At 55.8% G+C, this 20,671-nt stretch carries 19 protein-coding genes and 1 tRNA gene; 6 read left to right on the top strand and 14 right to left on the bottom strand.

The window, feature by feature from the left end; all coding sequences use genetic code 11:
- From fzlA to AC2FIZ_RS18065, 6 genes are all read right to left on the bottom strand, one after another.
- Complete coding sequence (gene fzlA / locus AC2FIZ_RS18090) at positions 1-666, bottom strand: FtsZ-binding protein FzlA (RefSeq protein WP_496791436.1); 666 nt, start codon at positions 664-666, stop codon at positions 1-3.
- 58 nt (positions 667-724) lie between these two features.
- Positions 725-1,459, bottom strand: coding sequence for a monofunctional biosynthetic peptidoglycan transglycosylase (gene mtgA / locus AC2FIZ_RS18085; RefSeq protein ID WP_142640279.1), 735 nt, complete (start codon positions 1,457-1,459; stop codon positions 725-727).
- A gap of 39 nt (positions 1,460-1,498) precedes the next feature.
- Positions 1,499-2,413, bottom strand: a complete 915-nt coding sequence (locus AC2FIZ_RS18080) for a Hint domain-containing protein (RefSeq protein ID WP_496703200.1) — start codon at positions 2,411-2,413, stop codon at positions 1,499-1,501.
- Between the two features lie 185 nt (positions 2,414-2,598).
- Positions 2,599-7,131, bottom strand: coding sequence for a glutamate synthase large subunit (gene gltB, locus AC2FIZ_RS18075; RefSeq protein WP_496791435.1), 4,533 nt, complete (start codon positions 7,129-7,131; stop codon positions 2,599-2,601).
- The gene (locus AC2FIZ_RS18070) at positions 7,128-7,562 is read right to left on the bottom strand and encodes a GFA family protein (protein WP_281995942.1); all 435 of its coding nucleotides are present in this window, start codon (positions 7,560-7,562) and stop codon (positions 7,128-7,130) included. The genes gltB and AC2FIZ_RS18070 overlap by 4 nt, the downstream gene beginning before the upstream one ends.
- Positions 7,563-7,585: 23 nt before the next feature.
- Complete coding sequence (locus tag AC2FIZ_RS18065; RefSeq protein WP_271951679.1) at positions 7,586-9,019, bottom strand: NAD(P)-dependent oxidoreductase; 1,434 nt, start codon at positions 9,017-9,019, stop codon at positions 7,586-7,588.
- A 230-nt stretch (positions 9,020-9,249) separates the two neighbouring features.
- Here AC2FIZ_RS18065 and AC2FIZ_RS18060 point away from each other — a divergent pair, with 230 nt between their 5' ends.
- On the top strand, positions 9,250-10,053 hold the full coding sequence (locus AC2FIZ_RS18060; RefSeq protein WP_142640289.1) for an undecaprenyl-diphosphate phosphatase: 804 nt from the start codon (positions 9,250-9,252) through the stop codon (positions 10,051-10,053).
- Here the strand turns inward: AC2FIZ_RS18060 and AC2FIZ_RS18055 are convergent, their stop codons facing one another.
- Positions 10,054-11,037, bottom strand: coding sequence for a complex I NDUFA9 subunit family protein (locus AC2FIZ_RS18055; RefSeq protein WP_496791433.1), 984 nt, complete (start codon positions 11,035-11,037; stop codon positions 10,054-10,056).
- A gap of 198 nt (positions 11,038-11,235) precedes the next feature.
- Between AC2FIZ_RS18055 and AC2FIZ_RS18050 the strand changes: the two genes are divergently transcribed.
- Positions 11,236-11,322, top strand: a tRNA-Leu gene (locus AC2FIZ_RS18050).
- A 324-nt stretch (positions 11,323-11,646) separates the two neighbouring features.
- Positions 11,647-12,000, top strand: coding sequence for a DUF2846 domain-containing protein (locus tag AC2FIZ_RS18045; RefSeq protein WP_496689882.1), 354 nt, complete (start codon positions 11,647-11,649; stop codon positions 11,998-12,000).
- Positions 12,001-12,234: 234 nt separating this feature from the next.
- Here AC2FIZ_RS18045 and map read toward each other — a convergent pair whose 3' ends face one another.
- Positions 12,235-13,089: a type I methionyl aminopeptidase gene (gene map, locus AC2FIZ_RS18040; protein WP_170510864.1), complete on the bottom strand. Its 855-nt coding sequence runs from the start codon at positions 13,087-13,089 to the stop codon at positions 12,235-12,237.
- A 66-nt stretch (positions 13,090-13,155) separates the two neighbouring features.
- Between map and AC2FIZ_RS18035 the strand changes: the two genes are divergently transcribed.
- The gene (locus AC2FIZ_RS18035) at positions 13,156-13,377 is read left to right on the top strand and encodes a ParD-like family protein (RefSeq protein WP_480453980.1); all 222 of its coding nucleotides are present in this window, start codon (positions 13,156-13,158) and stop codon (positions 13,375-13,377) included.
- 369 nt (positions 13,378-13,746) lie between these two features.
- Here the strand turns inward: AC2FIZ_RS18035 and AC2FIZ_RS18030 are convergent, their stop codons facing one another.
- Genes AC2FIZ_RS18030 through AC2FIZ_RS18020 form a run of 3 tightly spaced genes read right to left on the bottom strand, consistent with a single transcriptional unit; the run spans position 13,747 to position 15,812 of the window.
- The gene (locus AC2FIZ_RS18030; protein WP_170647749.1) at positions 13,747-14,487 is read right to left on the bottom strand and encodes an SDR family oxidoreductase; all 741 of its coding nucleotides are present in this window, start codon (positions 14,485-14,487) and stop codon (positions 13,747-13,749) included.
- Positions 14,488-14,515: 28 nt separating this feature from the next.
- Positions 14,516-15,364, bottom strand: a complete 849-nt coding sequence (locus AC2FIZ_RS18025) for an ergot alkaloid biosynthesis protein (protein ID WP_170510873.1) — start codon at positions 15,362-15,364, stop codon at positions 14,516-14,518.
- A complete protein-coding gene (locus AC2FIZ_RS18020; protein ID WP_170510876.1) occupies positions 15,357-15,812 on the bottom strand; it encodes a nuclear transport factor 2 family protein in 456 nt (151 codons plus the stop codon). The genes AC2FIZ_RS18025 and AC2FIZ_RS18020 overlap by 8 nt, the downstream gene beginning before the upstream one ends.
- 58 nt (positions 15,813-15,870) lie before the next feature.
- Between AC2FIZ_RS18020 and AC2FIZ_RS18015 the strand changes: the two genes are divergently transcribed.
- Entirely contained in the window at positions 15,871-16,506 is a 636-nt protein-coding gene (locus AC2FIZ_RS18015) for a TetR/AcrR family transcriptional regulator (RefSeq protein ID WP_170510879.1), read from the top strand.
- 57 nt (positions 16,507-16,563) lie between these two features.
- Here AC2FIZ_RS18015 and AC2FIZ_RS18010 read toward each other — a convergent pair whose 3' ends face one another.
- Positions 16,564-17,313, bottom strand: a complete 750-nt coding sequence (locus AC2FIZ_RS18010) for an SDR family oxidoreductase (RefSeq protein WP_496690090.1) — start codon at positions 17,311-17,313, stop codon at positions 16,564-16,566.
- Positions 17,314-17,416: 103 nt separating this feature from the next.
- Here AC2FIZ_RS18010 and AC2FIZ_RS18005 point away from each other — a divergent pair, with 103 nt between their 5' ends.
- A complete protein-coding gene (locus AC2FIZ_RS18005; RefSeq protein WP_170510884.1) occupies positions 17,417-18,322 on the top strand; it encodes an AraC family transcriptional regulator in 906 nt (301 codons plus the stop codon).
- Between the two features lie 544 nt (positions 18,323-18,866).
- Here AC2FIZ_RS18005 and AC2FIZ_RS18000 read toward each other — a convergent pair.
- Entirely contained in the window at positions 18,867-20,282 is a 1,416-nt protein-coding gene (locus AC2FIZ_RS18000; protein ID WP_496791432.1) for an FAD-binding oxidoreductase, read from the bottom strand.
- A gap of 119 nt (positions 20,283-20,401) precedes the next feature.
- Entirely contained in the window at positions 20,402-20,659 is a 258-nt protein-coding gene (locus AC2FIZ_RS17995; protein ID WP_142640326.1) for a DUF4242 domain-containing protein, read from the bottom strand.
- Positions 20,660-20,671: the final 12 nt, after the last annotated feature.

Genomic DNA, 20,671 nt, shown 5'->3' with positions numbered 1-20,671 from the left:
TCAGAAATCCAGATCTGCGTAATGGGTGGGCGGCCTGAACCCAGGAACCTGATCCGCCAGGATCGACCGGAAAGCAGGTCGGGATTTGATCTTGGCGTACCAGTCTTTAACCGCCTGAGACCGATTCCAATCCACGTCTGAGATATAATCCAGCGTCGATAGATGCGCCGCAGCCGCAAAATCGGCCAATGTCATCTGATCCCCGGCCAGCCAACGGCGGTGATCCAGCAACCAGGCCATGTAATCCAGATGATACTTGATGGCCTTGGCACCTTGCTTGACATTTTTGCTGTCGGGATAGCCCTGACCGGTAACTTTCTTGTTCACGCGCTCATAAACCAGTTTGGATGTCACCTCGTGATGGAACTTGTCATCAAACCAGGCCACCAGCCGACGCACTTCGTATCGAGCCTCCGGCGTTTGGGGCATCAGCGTAGGATCGGGCCGGGTTTCCTCAATATATTCGCAAATAGCGTTGCTTTCGGACATGATCTTTCCGTCCAGACGCAGAACCGGGACTTTTCCGGCCGGGTTGCGACGCAGGAAATCGGGATCTTTCTCCCAGTATTTCTCCTCGACCAATTCAACCTCAATCTTCTTTTCCGCCAGTGACAGGCGCACCTTGCGGCAGAAGGGGGACAAGGGAACATGAAACAAACGCGCCATGGGCTTCCAATCGAACCAGTGAATACACTCAAGCTTTAGCCTTGCAGGGCCTTGGGTTTCAATCCTCGAAACAATCCGCGCGACCATCTGCGCGAATGGTGGCCGCCCCATCGAGGATCGAGGCAGCCCGTCTGCGTGTGCGGACCGACGGATCCCGAACGGACCTGTTTTTGGGAGAAGGCAGGATTGCGGCAATACGTGCGGCCTGAACTGGCGACAGCTGGGCCGCGGTCACATTGAAGTTGCGCTGGGCTGCGGCCTCAACGCCAAACACACCTTCGCCAGTCTCGGCCACGTTCAAATAGACCTCGAGAATGCGCTGCTTGCTCCAGAAAATCTCGACCACGGGGGTGAGAGATGTCTCAAGCGCCTTACGCACCCAACTGCGCCCCTGCCACAGGAACACATTCTTCACCACTTGCTGCGTGATGGTTGAGGCGCCACGTGTACCGCCTTCCTCCAAAGCATCGCGAATGGCATCGACATCAAATCCCCAGTGCAGGCAGAAATTGGCATCCTCTGCCGCCACCACGGATCGCGCCATGACGGGCGAGATCTGTTCAATCGGCACCCAATCGCGCTGAACCTTGCCCAGCCGCCGCCATTCAGACCAGATCGTATGGGTTACCGGGGGATTCACCACAGAAAAAAGCACCACAAGCGCCACAACAAACGCAACCAGACCCAATACCGCGCGGGTCACCCAGCGGCGAATCCGCGATTGTGTCTGGTTCTTTGCCTTCGACGCTTTACTTTTCTTACTGCTCGATTTGCGCGCTGCTTTCTTTGCCATATTGTTGCTATACGACGCGGCGACGATGTTTGGAACGGATTAAATCGCCAAAGCGCGCGCCTCGCGCGGACGTATCACGGGACGGGCGGTTTCTGGCAGGACCGCATCGCGGGTCTGCAATTCGGGAAACAGGGCCAGAACTTCAGCCTTTGTCTCGGCGTCAGACTGAGAGAGCGCGTGCCCAGGGTAATAACTTTCGCTTTTGGCCCCATTTGCAATGACGATCTCATGGCGCGAAAAGAGAAGATGAATATAGTCGATCTGACCACCCTCAACACGCGTAACAGAATCCCCGTTGACCAGGCAATGCGCTGCGATCAGCACTTCGGAATGGCCGAACAAATACGGCGCCCGCCAGTCCGAGACCAGCATCCGGTGCTGTGGCGACACGATCAAAGGCTGTTCCAGCCTTAGCACGCCAGCCTCAAACCGGATCGGCGCCAGCTTGCCTTCGGCCTCAACCGTGGTCCGCCCCACCCAAAGCAGCGGCTGCGCACCGTTGTCCGATGTGATGACCATATCGCCGGGCTTCAGATCTTCGATAAGACGCGGGCCATCAGGCGTTTCGATCAGCGTTCCGGGGGTGAAACAGGGCGGGCCAAGATTGCCAACATCTAGCGGCCCCTGCGTGTTGACAAAGGTTGATGAGACAAACGTGCCCGGTTGCAGAACCTGCCCGTCTGTTGGTGTAAAGACACGGGTTCCGTCAGCAAGATAGAAGGTCGTGCCGGTATAGGTGACATTGCCAACGCCGGTCACGTTAATCGTAACAACATCACCCGGCCACGACGAAGTAACATCCTGGCCGTTTACCGTATCCCCGCTGGGCGCGTCGATCTCGCCATCGTCATCCACATCGGTGAGGTTGAATTTATCAACAACTACCGATGTACCGCCCGGTGGCGGATTCGCGGGGTCAAACGAATAAAACTGATCAAGATATGTGGTTGGCATCTAACAGACTCCTACGCGTTCGCACGACTGCAAAGCAGCCTAACCGCAACTTCCGAACAAAAAGTGACGAAATCTAGGCTTATTGGGCCCGTTTCGACAAGGCAAACGACCACCTAGGACCAATAAAAGAAAACCCCACGTGTTTTAAAAGACACGCGGGGTTGCCATTTTCATTAGTCCTCAGATTACTCTGCAGGAACCGCTGTTGCCTCGACCGCCAACGGATGGCTGAGCTTGTTCAGCATCTCTTTCGGGCAGACCTGGATAAAGTTCGCCTTCTCGACCTCCCAGTGCTGCAGGATATCCGCAGCCTTGCGGCTAATGGTTTCGGCCTGATGGGTTTCGATCAGCGATTTCAGCTGATCTTCCCAATGGCCAATGGTCACGGGGCATGTCACCAGCGTTTCCATATTCATCAGCGCCTGCGCCTTGCCGTCGGGGTCGTACAGGTAAGCCATGCCGCCTGTCATGCCCGCTCCGAAATTGGCGCCGATACTGCCCAGGATCACGGCGACCCCGCCGGTCATGTATTCGCACCCGTTCGAGCCGCAGCCTTCGATCACCACCTTGGCGCCTGAATTGCGCACCGCGAACCGTTCTCCGGCGCGGCCTGCTGCAAACAGATACCCGTCCGTGGCCCCATACAGAACCGTGTTGCCAATGATGGTGTTGTCATCCGCCTTCAGCGGGCTGACCTGCGGTGGACGCACAACAATCATACCACCAGACAAGCCCTTGCCGACATAGTCATTGGCATCACCTGAAACTTCAAGCTTGAGTCCCGGCGCTGCAAACGCCCCCAGCGACTGACCAGCAGAGCCCTGCAGCTTCACGTGCAGGTGATCCGACTGGAACGTGTTCCGCATCCCAAAATTTTGCACGATATGGCTGGAAACCCGCGTCCCAACGGTTCGGTGCGTGTTTTGCACCGCGTAAGACAGCTGCATTTTCTCGCCGTCTTTCAGGAACCGGGCCGCATCGCGCACGATTTCTGCGTCCAGCGTATCGGGCACCGCGTTCCGGTCTCTGTCACGATTATAGACGATGTTATGGGCACCATCGACGGTGATCAGCAGCGGGTTGAGGTCCAGATCATCCAGATGCGCCGACCCTCGGCTGACCTGCGCTAGCAGATCGGCCCGACCGATGATGTCGTCAATCGACCGCGCACCCAGGCTGGCCAGCAGCTCGCGCACTTCTTGCGCGTAGAAGGTGATCAGGTTGACGACCTTATCGGCATTACCGGTGAATTTGGCGCGCAGGCTTTCGTCCTGAGTACACACGCCAACTGGGCAAGTGTTGGACTGGCACTGACGCACCATGATACAGCCCATCGCGATAAGGGCGGCAGTGCCTATACCGTATTCCTCGGCCCCCATCATCGCGGCCATGACGATGTCACGACCGGTACGCAAGCCGCCATCGGTTCGCAGGGTCACGCGATCCCGCAGGTTGTTCATCGCCAGAACCTGATGCGCCTCGGTCAGGCCCATCTCCCACGGCAGACCAGCATATTTGATGGATGTCGCAGGCGACGCGCCGGTGCCGCCATTGTGACCCGAAATAAGGATAATGTCCGCTTTTGCCTTGGCTACACCTGCAGCAATCGTGCCAACACCCGAGGACGCCACCAGCTTGACCGTCACCTTACAGCGCGGGTTGATCTGTTTCAGATCATAGATCAACTGCGCCAGATCCTCGATCGAATAGATATCGTGGTGCGGCGGCGGTGAGATCAGTGTTACACCCTTGGTCGAATGGCGCAGGCGCGCAATCAGGTCGGTGACCTTCATGCCAGGCAACTGCCCGCCCTCACCGGGTTTGGCACCCTGGGCAACCTTGATTTCCAGCTCTTCGCACTGGTTCAGGTATTCGGCGGTTACACCGAACCGGCCCGAAGCCACCTGTTTGATCTTGGCCGAGGGGTTGTCACCATTGGGTTCCGGCACGAAATGCGCCGGATCTTCGCCGCCCTCGCCGCTGTCGGATTTCGCCCCGATCCGGTTCATCGCAACGTTCAGCGTCTTGTGCGCCTCGGGCGACAGCGCCCCCAGCGACATGCCCGGCGTCACGAACCGTTTGCGGATCGAGGTGATAGATTCCACCTCTTCAATCGGGATCGGCTTGCTCAGCGGTTTGAAATCCATCAGGTCGCGCAGATGGATCGGCGGGTTCGATTGCATCTTGGCCGAATACTGCTTCCACAGCTCGTAAGACGCCTTGTTGCAGGCCATCTGCAGCATATGCATCGAGGTCGCTTCCCACGCATGGGTCTCGCCTGATTTACGGGCCTTATAGAAACCACCGATCGGCAGAACATCCAGACCGCTTTCCCAGCCCTTGGCATGGATCTCTTCGGCCTTGGATTGAATGCCGGTAACACCGATGCCGGAAATCCGGCTGGTCATACCGGGAAAAAACTCGGCGACCATGGCACGGCTGAGGCCCACAGCCTCAAAGTTCAATCCGCCACGATAGGATGAGATCACCGAAATCCCCATCTTGGCCATGATTTTCAGCAAGCCCTGGTCAATCGCCTCGCGGTACCGCGCGACATTTTCGGTCAGGCTGCCATCCAGCAACCCGCGATCAATACGATCGGCCAGAGAATCTTCGGCCAGATAGGCGTTGACCACAGTGGCCCCGCACCCGATCAGAACGGCGAAATAATGCGGATCAACGCATTCCGCCGACCGCACGTTCAGCGAGCAGAATGTGCGCAGACCCTTGCGGGTCAGATGCGAATGCACCGCGCTTGTTGCCAGGATCATTGGCATCGCCACGCGACCCAGACCTGAATTCATATCGGACAACACCAAATGCCCCGCGCCCGAGCGCACGGCCTCTTCGGCTTCGGCTCTAATACGGGCCAAAGCTGCGCCCAGCGCCCCTTGTCCGGCTTCAAAGCTACAGTCGATTTCTGCCAATGGGGCATTGAAGTTTTCTGCCAGTGCTTCCCATTGGGCATTGCCCACAAACGGGCTTTCCAGCACGATAATTTCGGTCTGGCTGCTGTCTTCATCCAGCACGTTTTTCAGGTTTCCGAACCGGGTTTTCAGCGACATCACACGATATTCGCGCAACGAGTCGATGGGAGGGTTGGTCACCTGGCTGAAGTTCTGGCGGAAGAAATGGCTGAGCGGACGGTACTGTTTCGACAGAACAGCGGATGGCGTGTCATCCCCCATCGAAGCCAGTGCCTCTTTTCCATCTTCGGCCATTGGCGCCAGAATCTGCTCCAGTTCCTCGATCGAATATCCGGCGGCGATCTGACGCTTGCGCAGCTCCTCGCCCGCATAGATCGGCGCTTCGGTGATTCCAGCCAGAGACTCGTCCAAATCGTTGATCTTGCCGACCCAATCGCCGAATGGCAGTGCGCGGGCCAGCTTGTTCTTGATCTGCGTATCGCGATACAGCTTGCCCTTTTTCATATCCACGGCCAGCATTTGGCCCGGGCCCAACGCGCCTTTTTCGGTCACGCTGGCCTCATCAATCGGGACCATCCCGGCCTCGGAGCCTGCAATTACAAGACCATCTCCAGTGACCACATAACGCATCGGACGCAATCCATTCCGGTCAAGACCGGCACAGACCCAGCGGCCATCGGTCATGGCCAACGCGGCAGGGCCATCCCAGGGTTCCATCACCGAGTTGCAGTAAGAATACATGTCGCGCCAGGCCTGCGGCAGTTCCACAGCTTGCTTGGACCAGCTTTCGGGCACCAGCATGGTTTTCGCCATCGGGGCCGAGCGGCCTGCGCGTACAAGAACTTCGAATACAGAGTCTAATGCGGCAGAATCCGACGATCCACCAGCGATGATCGGTTTGATATCCTCGGCGTAATCGCCAAAGGTGCCGCTGGCCATGCGGATTTCATGGCTTTTCATCCAGTTGACGTTGCCCCTGAGAGTGTTGATCTCACCGTTATGGGCCAGCATGCGGAAGGGCTGGGCGAGCCACCATTGCGGGAAGGTGTTGGTCGAATAGCGCTGGTGATAGATGGCAAAGGCGGATTCGAATCGTTCATCCATCAGATCGGGGTAGAAAACCGCAACCTGCTCGGCCAGCATCATGCCCTTGTAGATGATTGACCGGCAGGACAGTGACGCCAGATACAGCCCGGAAATCCCGGCCGCTGCGGCAGCCTTTTCAATGCGACGACGGATGACATAAAGCTCACGCTCGAATGTCTCTTCGTCCACGCCTTTGGAATTCGAGATCAGGATCTGCTCAATCTCGGGCCGGGTCGCGTTGGCCTTTTCGCCGAGGCAGGTGACATCAACCGGAACGTGGCGCCAGCCATAGATATAATAACCCATGCGCAGCACTTCGGATTCAACGATGGTCCGGCACTGTTCCTGCGCGCCGAAATCGGTGCGGGGCAGAAAGACCTGACCAACCGCGATCAGCTGATCCAATTTGGGCTCGTGCCCAGTGCGACGGATCTGGTCATAGAAGAAAGGAACCGGGATTTGCACATGGATACCCGCGCCGTCGCCGGTCTTGCCATCCGCATCTACCGCGCCGCGGTGCCAGATCGCCTTGAGCGCGGCGATGCCAGCATCCACAACCTTGCGTGACGGCTTGCCATCGACTGAGACCACAAGACCCACACCGCAGGACGAATGCTCTTCTTCCTCGGAATAGAGACCGTTTTCGGCCATGAACTGACGTTTGGCTTCTTCGGCCCGCACCCAATCGGCATCATATTTGGTCATTGGCTGTCTCCTTCTTCCGGCAGGCCGTACATGGCTTCGACCTCAGCTTTGGTCATCTGCCGACGCTCGCCTGCGAACGCGTACCCGTCAGGCTTTTTGTCGATATAAAGTTCCAGTTGCAGCGGATTGTCCGTGTCGTCGAACAGGCCTGCTGCCATTTGGGTATGCCCGTGCATTTCACCCGGCAGCGTGATCCGGTACCAAAGGGCCGATCCGCAATCGGCGCAAAATGCACGTTCCGCCCAATCCGAGGACGTAAAGGTCTTAACCGGCCCAAGGGCCGCATACCCCTCTTGCGCGGGAAACGTTATCAGCATCGAGCTGGTCCAGCGGCGACACTGGTCGCAATGGCACGCGCCCAACGAATCTTTCGCCGGGGTGGCAGTCACTGTGACCGCGCCGCACATACATTGGCCTTGCAATTCGGGCATCTCTGTCCCTCCTGTCGCGGGGCTTATTCGGCTGCAACCGCAGCCGTGTTGTTGAAACGGTCAAGGATCGCGTCGGCGCAGTCGCGCCCATCGCGGATCGCCCAGACCACCAGCGAGGCACCGCGCACGATGTCACCGATGGCATAAACCCCGTCCATCTCGGTCTCGCCGGTCTCGAACGCTGCTTTTACAGTGCCCCAGCGAGTCACGGGCAGGTCAGGCTGGCCAAACAGGGTGGGCAGGTCTTCGGGCTCGAACCCCAGCGCCTTGATCACCAGATCAGCGTCTTCGACATAGTCCGCGCCTTCGATCAACTCGGGGGCCTGACGGCCGGTGGCATCGGGCTGACCCAGACGCATCTTCTGGACCATAACGCCGGAAACCTGATCATCGCCGGTAAAGCCCTTTGGTGCGCTTAGCCATTCGAATACGACGCCTTCTTCCTCGGCATTCTGCGTTTCGCGCTGCGATCCGGGCATGTTCGCGCGGTCGCGTCGATACAGGCATTTGACCGAGGTCGCACCCTGACGGATCGAAGTCCGCACGCAATCCATCGCGGTATCACCGCCACCGATCACGACAACTTTTTTGCCTTCGGCATTCAAACGGCCATTGTCGAAATCTTCGACCTCATCGCCAAAGCTTTTGCGGTTCGAGGCTGTCAGGAAGTCGATGGCCTTTTCAATACCCGTCAAACCGCTGCCAGGCATGGACAGGTCGCGCGACTTGTAAACGCCGGTTGCGATGATAATCGCATCATGTTTGGAACGGATTTCCGCGAATTTGGCGGCGTCCACGTCGCAATTCAGAACGAACTCAACCCCGCCATCAGCCAACAGGTCATTGCGGCGCTGAACAACGTCTTTTTCCAGCTTAAAGCCCGGAATTCCATACATCAGCAGTCCGCCTGCCCGGTCATGGCGATCATACACGGAGACCTGAATACCCGCACGGCGCAGCATGTCCGCCGCTGCCAGCCCACCAGGGCCGCCGCCGATGATGCCGACGCTTTCGCGGCGCTCAGCACCCGGCACGACCGGCTTGACCCACCCCTTTTCCCAGGCTGTGTCGGTGATATATTTCTCGATCGAGCCAATGGTAACAGTGCCGTGCCCAGATTGTTCGATCACGCAATTCCCTTCGCACAGGCGGTCCTGTGGGCAGATGCGCCCACAAATCTCGGGGAAGGTGTTGGTGGCCTGACTGGTGTGATAGGCCTCTTCCAGACGGCCCGTTGCGGTCAAGTTCAGCCAGTCGGGGATGTTGTTGTGCAGCGGGCAATGCGACTGACAATAAGGCACACCGCATTGGCTGCAGCGGCTGGCCTGTTCTTCAGCTTTGGCAGCAGCGAATTCGGCATAGATTTCGTCAAAGTCTTCCGTACGGGCATCTGCGGCCCGTTTTTCCGGCATTACTCGGTCGATCTGCACAAATTTCAGCATCGGTTGCTTGGCCACGGGTCAGACTCCATGAATTGGCTTGGTCGCGCCTCTTTAAAAGATGCGTAGGGGGATTAAAAGTCAAGTGTGCTGACCTTTTTTCAAAAACTTTGCTGGATTCCACCGATGACCAGTGAGAAATACAGGATATTAGTTCCGATTCGGACCTATTTGCATCCTTTTCTTTTCCTTACCGCGCTTATACGCAGGGATCACAAAGAACACGTGGCGGCAGCACGGGCAGGTAAATGAGTCTTTTTCAGTTGATTCTTGCAGCAGTCATTCAGGGAATTACCGAATTTCTGCCGATCTCATCTTCGGGTCATCTGATACTTTTACCCAGCCTGACCGGTATGGACGATCAGGGGTTGGCCATCGATGTCGCTGTGCATGTGGGCACTCTGGGCGCCGTAATTCTGTATTTCTGGTCTGATGTGAAAATGGCGATTTCCGGACTGCCGCAGGCTCTTTTGGGGCGCACCGATACACCACAAGCCCGATTGGCCCTGGGGCTGATTCTGGCCACGATCCCAACCGTCATTGTCGGAGCGATCCTGTTCAAAACCGGGCTCAGCCAGTCTCTGCGCTCAATGACGGTCATCGGCTGGACGATGCTGGGGTTCGGCATATTGCTCTACTGGATGGACCAGAAAGGGCCGCAAAGCAAAGAAACCTCTGACTGGGGCCTGCGCGATGCGATGATCATGGGCCTGTGGCAAGTTCTGGCGCTGATCCCCGGAACATCCCGGTCCGGGATCACGATCACCGGGGCGCGCCAGCTTGGATACAGCCGCGAAGACGGTGCACGCATCGCGATGTTGATGTCCATACCCACGATTCTGGCATCCGGAGCGCTGCTGTCCACAGAGGTCATCCGCCAGGCAAATGCCCAACTGGCGTTCGACAGTGCTGTTGCTGCGTTCTTTGCGTTTCTGTCCGCGCTGCTTGCCTTGTCGCTAATGATGCGCCTGTTGCGCAGCGTCAGCTTTACGCCATACGTGATCTACCGCGTAGTAGTGGGCGCAATCCTTCTGGTCATCGCCTACAGCTGATCAGGTCCGCATATTGCTGGCCGAGTTCTGTATGTCATCATACTGACCCGAGGGGCGGAACTTCCACAGATAATCCGGCAGGACCGATTCCAGCGTCGCCGGCTCGATCCCCAGATCGGCAAAGCCAAGCGCGCTATCTGAGGCAACATTGTCGTGACGCAGATTCTTGAGCTGATCACGCGTCAGGATATTGTTCGGAAACAACTGAAAGCTCGCAAATTTCATTATGTCCAGCATTCCCGCCATGATCCGGGCCACCCAAAAGGGAATCCCAAGGATAATCCGGTGGCGGTTGATCACATCCAGCATCTGCAGCATCAACGCACGGAAGGTTTTCACTTCGGGTCCGCCCAATTCGTAGACACCCCCGCTGGCCTGCCCCAGCACACCCTGCACCGCAGCCTTGGCGACATCATCCACATAGACCGGCTGAAATTGCGTCTGGGCCCCGACCAACGGCAGAAATGGCCCCATCCGGGTCATCGCAGCGAAACGGTTGAAGAACTGATCCTCGGTTCCGAAAATCACCGAAGGGCGCAGGATCATTGCACCCGGCATATGCGCCAGAACACCGGCCTCGCCCTGCGCTTTGGTCCGAGAATATTCGCTCCCCGCCTCGGCATCAACACCAATGGCCGAGATATGGACCATACGGGTTACACCTTCAGCGGCTGCTAGACGCGCAACGCGTTCAGCCCCTTCGGTTTGAACGGTATCAAATTCATTCCGGCCAATCTCGTTCAACACACCAACACAGTTCACCACCGCATCAGCCCCCCGCATCGCCAAAGCAACCGAAGCGTCATCGCGGATGTTACACAGGACAGGTTCGACTTGCCCCACCGCACCGTAGGGTCTAACAAACATCGCTTCGTTCGGACGGCGCACCGCAACCCGAACGCGCCAGCCTTCATTCGCCAGACGTCGCGCAATATACCGGCCGACAAATCCGGATCCGCCATAAATCGTGACCAGTTTGGACATTTGAGGGCTCCTGCTATTGGGTCCTGATCCGATCTACCGCCCAATGCCCTTTCAAACAAGGCGCAATAACGCCGCGCAGCCACGAAAAAGCAACGCGGCACAGACGGTTGAAAGCAGTGGTTAAAAAACTTTCAAAAAACTTTCCGAATCCGGTTGACGCCTTCCGCCAGTAGGCTTAAACGCCCCTCCACGACACCTGCCCAGGTGGCGGAATTGGTAGACGCGCTAGCTTCAGGTGCTAGTGTCCGTATGGACGTGGAGGTTCGAGTCCTCTCCTGGGCACCAAATATCCATAATATTATTATATTTTTCAATCACTTAAGGCGGGTATCTGTATTTCTATCCACCTTATAGCCCACCTTTGAGCGTATGGTGTTATTCCAGCTTTCCGACTTGAAGGGCGGATTGCAGTCATTTGCTGCATTGTTTGCCAATGTCTTCACTGCGGGGAATTCTTCCACTGACCTTCATCACAGTAGTGCTTTCTGGTAACTTCACCTGAAATGTGATTTGAAAATTCAAACCGCTGCACTTTAAAAATGGAAAATCACCATGCTTCGAAGAACTTTTCTAATTGCAGGGGCATCCTTTGCAACTCTAGCTGGCTGCATGGAAAATGGAACTGTAATGCAGACCAGTTCTCAAATGGCTCCGCAAAATGGTCAGGCTTTGGTCGTCTTTTACCGACCCGCTAGCTTTGCTGGCGGTGCTATTCGCTTCAATGTTCAACATAGTGATGGTCCTGTAGGGCAACTTACCAGTGGCGCAGTTCTTCAAAAGCAAGTTAATCCCGGAACAAATACTTTTTGGGCACAAGCAATTTCTCAAGATGCGATCACAATTCAAGCCGAGGTGGGTAGAACCTACTATGTGCGTGGAGATGTCCGAATGGGAATTTATGCAGGGCGACCTCAATTTACTCAAGTCTCAGAAAGCCAAGCACGTCAAGAAATGGGAAAATAGGGCGCTGACTAAAGCTTTGGCTATTTATGGATCAGATGCAGACATCCTTCTTCGATTAGCCAAACGGCGGCAAAGGGCAGAAAGCGCCAATCGACATATTCGATTGAAGGTCGGGAAAGTCCCGCAATCCGTAAGTTCGACCAGCGTCGAAGTATGCGCCTGCAGCGAATGTCCGGTAAGCGGGCTGCGAGCCCAGCATCTTGAAGGTAGTCCGAAGGTCCGGAAAGGGCCGTCCTAAGCAGATGCTTCCTTGAGTGTAACGCCGGGTGCATGAAGACCCTTGGCTGATCGCGTGAATATCTCGAAGCCATCCGCTGTCACACCGATCGAGTGTTCAAACTGAGCTGACAGCGATCTATCGCGAGTTACAGCGGTCCAATCATCAGCTAGCATTTTGACCTCCCCTCGACCCAGGTTGACCATCGGTTCGACGGTAAAAATCATCCCTTCACGTAACACTGGTCCCTCGCCAGCCTTGCCAAAATTAAGGATATTGGGCGAGTCGTGAAACACCTGTCCAATGCCATGCCCGCAAAAGTCCCGCACGACCGAACAGCGTTCCGATTTTGCATGGGATTGGATTGCATGACCAATGTCGCCGAGCCGTGCGCCAGGACGTACTGCTTTGATCCCAAGCATCATCGCTTCGTGGGTGACCTGGATCAGTCGTTCTGCTGCGCGTTTCGGCTTGCCGATCGCATACATCCGGCTTGAATCGCCGTGCCAGCCATCAAGGATCAGGGTGACATCGACATTGACGATATCACCGTCGCGCAACTTTTTCTCTTTCGGGAATCCGTGGCAAACCACGTGGTTCACTGAGGTGCAGCAGGCGTATTTGTAGCCCTTGTACCCGAGGGTCGCAGGAACTGCGCTATGCGATGCCGCGAAGTCCAGCACGTAGCTGTTGATCTCGGATAGCGAAACTCCGGGAGCTACGAGGTCAGCGACACCGTCCAAACATGCCGCAGTCAAGCCGCCTGCATGACGCATCCCATCAAACGCATCCGCCCCATAAAGTTTGATGCTTTCAGTCCTGCGTGCATCTTGCGCGGGGGGCGCAACGGGGAGGTTGATGTAGCTGTCCATTTGGTTTCCTATGGATTTAGTCGATCTGAAGATTATATACGATTCGTATATGTTTCGTATAATAAAATGGAAGACCTAACGATGGGCATCGTGAAGATTGAAGACGGACTACATGAGGATATTCGTAAGGCCAGCACGGTGATGTGCCGGTCGATCAACGCCCAAGCGGAGTTTTGGATAAGAGTCGGAATGCTCGCTGAGACCAACCCAACTCAAACATTTAATGAGATTATTGCACGGCAACTCAAGGACGCAGACTTGGAACTATCCGATATTGCTGCGGCATAAGTGGAAAATTCTAGGCATCGCCATCCGATGGATTTGGCGGTGTTTCGGTACTGTGCAAGTGAACCTAACCCGTACTATCTCCGTCTTGGCGGTCAGTTCAACCACGCCAGATAGATGGCCATAAAAATCCAAACCAGGACAATCTGTACCACCATAGCGACGATCAGGAACTTTGACCGTTTATAGTCTTGTTTTACGTCGATCTTTTTCATTGAACCATCTCCGGTCTGTCAGATCACTTAGTCTGACACTATTGGTTACATATTCGGAACCGAACCCCACACAAGGCGCGATAGCGCAATGCAGCCATGCATCCAGGAGGCGTTTCTGAACGGTGATAATGTAACGTTAGTCAAAGTGCGGCCATTCTCACACAATTCCACCATTCGCGCGCATGGTCTGGCCGTTGATCCAAGCACTATCCGGCTTGGCTAAGAATGCAACGACGCTTGCGATGTCTTCTGGGGTGCCCAGTCGCTCAAGCGGGGCCATTTTTGCCATCCGGTCCACGACCTCTTGGGGTTTTCCATCAAGAAAAAGGTCCGTTGCTGTCGGTCCGGGCGCGACTGCGTTCACAGTGATCGCGCGACCCCGCAACTCTTTGGCGAATATCGATGTCATGACCTCTACCGCAGCCTTGATGCCTGCATAGACGCCATAGTTCTCAAGCTTTAGCCCCACAACGCTTGAGGAGAAATTGATGATAGCACCTCCGTCGCGAAGACGGTCCGCTGCCTCGCGCAACGTGTTGAATGTCCCTTTAAGGTTTACAGCAACCTGACTGTCGAACAGTGCGTCATCGCTTTGGGCGATAGAGGCAAGTTTCATAATGCCAGCATTGTTCACAAGTACATCGACACCACCAAATTTCTCTTGAGCTGCCTCGAACAGGTGCGCGACTTCGGCTGGGTCCGAGACATCGGCTTTTACGGAAATGGCGTGCCCACCCGCGGCTTTGATTTCGTCAACGACCTTTTGGGCAGCGGTTTGATTGCCCGCATAGTTGACAACAACATTCAAACCTTCGGCTACAAGTCGCTGCGCTATGGCTGCACCGATGCCGCGGGAGGCGCCGGTGACAATTGCTGTTCTCTTTGTCGCGTTTTCCATTTCGATTTTCCATATGATTTGGGATGGCCTATGCCTCGACGTGCGCACGCCAGACTGCTTTGTGACGGGCCGCGAAATCCGCCAAACTGGATGGCTGACGGCCGGTAATGCGCAAAACGTTGTCGGTGACGCGGTCTTCTGAGCCCTCGGCAATACTTGTGTCCATGGCTGCAAGCGTTGTCGCATAGGCTTCTGGTAAACCTGCTGCCCTGTACCGTACCGATAGCTCTGCTTCGCTGAGATTATGATGAGTGACCGGGTTCTTTGTCACCTCGGTCAGAATTTTCGCCACGTCGTCATAACTTAGTACAGCGGGGCCGGTCAGGATGAGATCGTCGGACGCAAACGCGTTCTGAGACAACGCTTCGACGGCGACCGTCGCGATATCTTCGGCGTCGATGAAGCCAACCCGACCGCGACCGGTCGCGGTATGGATTGCGCCTTGATCCCGAATGGGCGCAAGCAGCTGCCCTTCGGAAAAGTTCTGCATGAACCATGTCGGGCGTAGAACGACCCATTCCGGAGCATGATCGCGCAACCAGGCATGAACCGCACCCATCATCGGCCCCCCTGCTTCGAGCGAAGACGCGCTGAGTAGGACAAATCGTTTCACACCTTGGCGGATGGCCAATTCCATAAATGGGATCATCGCTGGCAGAGGCACGGCAACGCCGCTTGGTGCGACCAGATAAATGCTCGAAACGCTTTCCAGTGCTGCAGCCCATGAGGTTTCATCGCTCCAATCAAAGCGAATGTCGTGCGCCGCTTTGGGACGTCGTGTTGCGACGCGATAAGCAAGGCGGCGGTCAGCAAGCTGTGCGGATATGCGGCGACCGGTTGTTCCGGTTCCGCCGGTGATCAAGATGGTGTTACGCACGGGTAAATCCTTTCCCTTCAGGGTTGGGCACGGCATCTCCGGTCGCGGCTAGCGTGATGCGCGGGTCCCAATAGTCAGCGTAGTAGGTGATCTTTCCGTCCCGTGTTTCGATGACGGAGATCCATTTCTGATCGTAGGGCGCGCCAGTGCGCCCTTCGCCGCTGCCAGAAAACTCCAGAACAACCTTGTTGCGGTCTGCCATCTCGCTGACACGCAGGTCAAAAAAGTCGTCGATGCGAATGAGATCAGGCAAAACCTTCAAGTAGCGCGCCAACGCGTCGCGCCCGTCGATGCGCTTGATGAAGCCAGGGGGTGCATAAGGCGCCTCAAACACGCAGTCCTCCGCGAACATGTCGAGAAAGCTTTCGGCGGTAGGGTCGATCCGCTGGCCAAGGCCTTCCCGCAATATGTCAGTCAGACCTTCAAAACGGGTTTGCTCAACAGTCATTGACAAGTCTCCTTTTTCGATGGAACGGTAGCGTATCGACCATATAGGGAGTAAATGAATGGAACGCAACCGTTCCGACGAAAATTCTACGGCAGAGCCATCCACGCGAGTGCCCAGCGGGGCGGCGGTGATGCGGACATCGGTCACGGATGCGCTGACGCGGGCTTTCTTTGAGGAATGGGCGCGCACAGGGATTGGCACACTTAGTCTGGAGCGTGTCGCAAAGCGGGCGGGGGTTGGAAAAGCTGCACTTTATCGGCGCTGGTCCTCGAAACACGAGATGGCAATTGATGTGATCAGCGCCGTTGGCCTCAACCTAACACCGATCCCCGACACCGGGTCCTTGATTGAAGACCTGCGGCTGACCCTGCTTTCCTTGCGCCGTGTTCTGAGGCACCCTTTGATCAAGCGCATTCTGCCAGACTTGCATGCCGAAATGGCCCGTACAAGTTTGCTGAGCACAGAGATACGAACGACACTACAATATGAGCGCCGGGCTCGTGGGGCGACGATTGTCGAGCGTGCCATCGCTCGCGGCGAACTGCCTAAGTGCGCGGACATTGACCTGGCAAATGATGCGCTTGCAAGCATTCTGTACTGGCGGATTATTGTGACTGGCGGGCGCGTGCACCGACAGGATCTGGACAAGATTGCACGCTTCATTGCTGTTGGCCTTGGCGCACAACCAGCGTGAGCCAAGGCGGCGTCGGCAGAAACGCAGCGGCGCAAACCGCTGCTTTTCCGATTTGAATTACGCAGCAAGGGCAACAGCATCACTGCCTGCGGGTACGCGGAATGGGCAATTCTCATCCGTTACAGCCCTCCAAACCGCCGCCACAACATCGGAAGGATGTGTCGGTTCTTTGGATGCGTTTTCCATGAATGACGCCATCACTTGATCGATGAAGGCCTGATAGGCGCCGGGCGTGTCGTGTGCTTCAGACATAAGAGCTCGTGCATTGCTGCCAAAGCTGGTGCTTGGCGCTTGTCCAGGCAAAACCAACCGCGTGCGGATGCCCAACGGCGCCAGTTCCAGCGCGAGACATTCCGTGTATGCGTTCACCGCCGCCTTACTCGCGGTATAGGCGGACAAGAGGGGGAGCGGTTTCATCGTCACGCTTGAGGAAACGTTGACGATGACGCCGCTGCCTTGGGCGCGCATCTGTGGCAAGACAGCTCGGATCATTTCGAACGTGCCAAAGACGTTCGTCTTGAAGAGCGAGCGAACGGTTGCATCTGGTGTGCCTTCAAAGGCACCGAGCCATCCGATACCTGCGTTGTTGACCAATGCGTCGATTGGTCCAGCGGCCTCAACTGCGCGGGCGATACTGCCATGATCTGATACGTCCAGCGGCAGAATGTGCAGGCGGTCTGAGGCAGGCAACACGGTTGGATCGGGTGTGCGCATTGTTGCGACAACCGACCAACCTTGATCAAGGAAATGACGGGCAGTCTCAAGTCCGAAGCCTGAAGAGCATCCGGTGATCAATACGGTTTTCATAGTGTTGTCTCCTTCTGGTTTCTGTTGTGGTGCCTCATATCTTGTCAAAGATTGAGAGATTTTCTATAAACAGAAATCCGTATTTTATTGTTGAGAGTCCGAAATGGCGGATCCCCTCTCCGAAGTGATCTCGCTTCTGCGCCCACAGGCGCCCTCTACAAAACTGGCGCATGCGTCCGGTCCGTTCCGCGTTTGCCGTGATGACGTAGACGAAGTGTTTTACTGCATGCTGTTGGCCGGGCAGGCCAAGCTGGAGGTTGATGGCCATGCGCCTGTCAACTTGACTGCCGGGAGTTTCGTTCTCATTCCCGCCATCTCCCCGTTTGCTGTGTCCAGTCTTATTCCTCCGCCTCCGACGGGGCTTGTTAGCCAACCTGTTGCCGGAGTGGATGGGATCACACGGATTGGCACCTTGGACGGACCGGCAGAGGTTGAAATGCTGGTTGGACATTGCAGCTTTGGCAGCCCGGATGCAGAGCTTTTGGTGTCGCTTTTGCCGGAAATGATCCTTGTGCAGGGAGAGGATCGTTTGGCAACGTTGGCATCGATGGTGCAATGCGAGGCGCGCGCTGATCGACCAGCGCGGGATGCAGTCGTGGAGCATTTGTTGCAGATCCTTCTGATCGAAGCCTTCCGATCCACATCCCAGCCGAACGAGATGTCTGCATTAATAAGTGGTCTAACCGACGCACGTATCGGAGTGGCGTTACGTGCGATCCATGCGGCCCCTGATCATCCGTGGACGGTTCCTGAACTCGCACGGGAAGCTGGCCTTTCGCGGTCGGCTTTCTTTACCCGATTTAGCAGGATCGTTGGCATTGCACCGATGGGTTATCTATTGAATTGGCGGATGACGCTCGCAAAAGACATGCTGCGCTTAGGCAACCGTGGCATTGCTGAGGTATCAGAGATGATAGGGTACGGGTCTGCAAGTGCGTTTAGCACAGCATTTGCACGTCATGTTGGCGCTCCTCCGGGGGAATACGCGAAGATGGCCGCCGTTGGTTAGAGGCGGGACCAGATCGGCCCCGGCCTCCCCGCCACGACCATGGCGCTAAGTGGAACCGGATCAACTTGCGTTCACGTGATTATTGCAGCCTCAGTCGCGACGCTTGAGAGAACTGCATTCGGTTGTGGAAAGCTGGCATTAGAGCAACTGAAGCGAAATGGCGCTTTGTCCCGCAAAGTGTGAGTTCACCTGATCTGAGATTTTGCAAATGCAGCGAACGGCCGGTTTGACGGGCCGCAGCGCAGCATGCTGACTAGGTGAAGGAGGTCAGCTTTGGGCCGCTCACACCTGAGCGAGGTCAGGCAGTCGAAAAGATGCCACGATAGCTCCGGCGTTAGCATCGAGCCCAAAGCGGCTAATTGGTCAACAAATCCCTGCCGTCGCAGCGGAACACGGAATTCGCCTGACAGTGGAAAAGACAGTGTCGACATTTTTGACGCGAAAAATATTTGGTGGTCTTAACGCGTAACAGAATACTCGTTGTCAAATATCAAGCATAAGCTCTAAGCGTCCGAATAGATCGGCCTTTCCAAATCGGATGGCCCTACTCAGGCACTATGTTGTGATTAATCCTGAACAGGTTCTTTGGATCATAGCTGCCCTTTATTTTCGAAAGCTTCCCGCTGTTTAGGCCGTATGCACCAGCCATATGATCCGCTTCGTCTTCGGGCATAAAGTTTACATACGCGCTACCGGTCGCATGAGGCCGCATCTGATTATAAAGTCCCCGCGCCCACGCAATGCACTCATCATCCTTGCTCGGGTCTTCCCAACGTGTGTGAACATTCATTATGAAGTGTGCTGATCGTTGCGGATAAGCTGTTGAGTGGGGTTCAATGCGTGCCATTGCGCCACCTACATGCGCAATAAATACTTCGCAAGCAGGGTCGGGAAGGCTGGAAACCGCCTCGAGAAGACCTGTGATTGCTTCCGAGGAAAGCGCTTCGAAATCATGGCTTTTCCAATAATTCCGAGCGCCCGGTGTAAGCAAAGGGTCGAATGCTGCTTGCCAGTCTACAAACTTGTGAGGTGAGATGACATCGGCAATCGGTTCTCCTAGCGCGCGCAAACCCGACAAGGCTTTTTCACCATCGTCTATAGGACCACTGTAGCAAGCTGCAAAAATCAGCACCTCTCTCCCATGCCACTCTTCTGGTAGGAACGGGAGAGGAGGAGCTTTTCGCATCACGCTCCAGACGGTCAGCTCATCGGGTGAATCATCTGCAATGGCTGCGAATTCTGCAAGCAGCTCTGGCGCCTTTTCGATCGGGTGAACGATCAGGCCGGACAGAACATCGGGTCCAAGATCATGCAACTGAAACTCGAATGAGGTCACGACGCCGAAATTGCCGCCTCCACCGCGGATGGCCCAGAAAAGCTCCGGATGGCTTGTGGGCGAGGCGGTGACAATCGTCCCATCTGCCGTCACAACTTCTGCCGACAGAAGATTGTCGATCGTCATTCCGAATTTCCGCGTCGTCCACCCAAAGCCGCCGCCAAGGGTCAGACCAGCGATACCAGTTGTCGAATTGATGCCGACAGGGACAGCAAGCCCATGAGCCTGGGTTTCGCGATCTACATCGCCAAGCAATGCACCCGGTGCAACCCGAGCAGTCTTGTTGACAGGGTCTACGTGTACCGATTGCATCTGGGAAAGATCGAGTAATACGGTCTCGTCTGCAACAGCGTGCCCTGCAATTTGATGCCCACCTGATCGGACCGACATTATGAGGCTGGCGTCCCTAACAAAGTTTACAGCTTTCTGTACGTCGCTCGCCCCCATCGCGCGGATCACGAACCCAGGGTGACGTTCGAACATGCTGTTCCATGTTGTTCTTGCGCCTTCATATTCCGGAGTGCCCTGTAAGTAGACGCCGCCGCGAAGCGAGGAATTAAGCGCATCCAAAGCGCCTTGATCCACAGTTGCCGTGTTTCCGTCGAGTGTTTTTATGTCGTACATGCATAGGCCTCCCTGTTTTCAGATCAGGCTTCTTGCGCGGCTGCCTCATATAGTTGTGACTTCCGATGCGTTGTCCCGCAGTTAAATCGCCTCGGATTAGGTTTTAGAACTGCGAATATTCAGGTGAATATTCCGGGATCTATCTGATCCACGGGTGTTATGACATCGGCTGGGATGTTAAGGCGCTCGGCCGCCTTTCTGAGGCTTTCCTCGTCAGGGGCCTCATACAGGCAGTATGTTTTGCGCTTGTCTGCGCTGAGGAACGAGAAAATCCACTCGACCCCGACTTCGTCATTGATCTCTTTGATGTGAATTTTGTCGTCGTCGCTAACGTTCAGCTGCTCGGCAAAATTTCTCTCAATTATGTACCTTGGCATAATGCTCCCCCA

This window comes from Ruegeria sp. CDSB022 (genome assembly GCF_059611145.1).
This window is presented reverse-complemented; position numbering and strand designations above follow the sequence as displayed.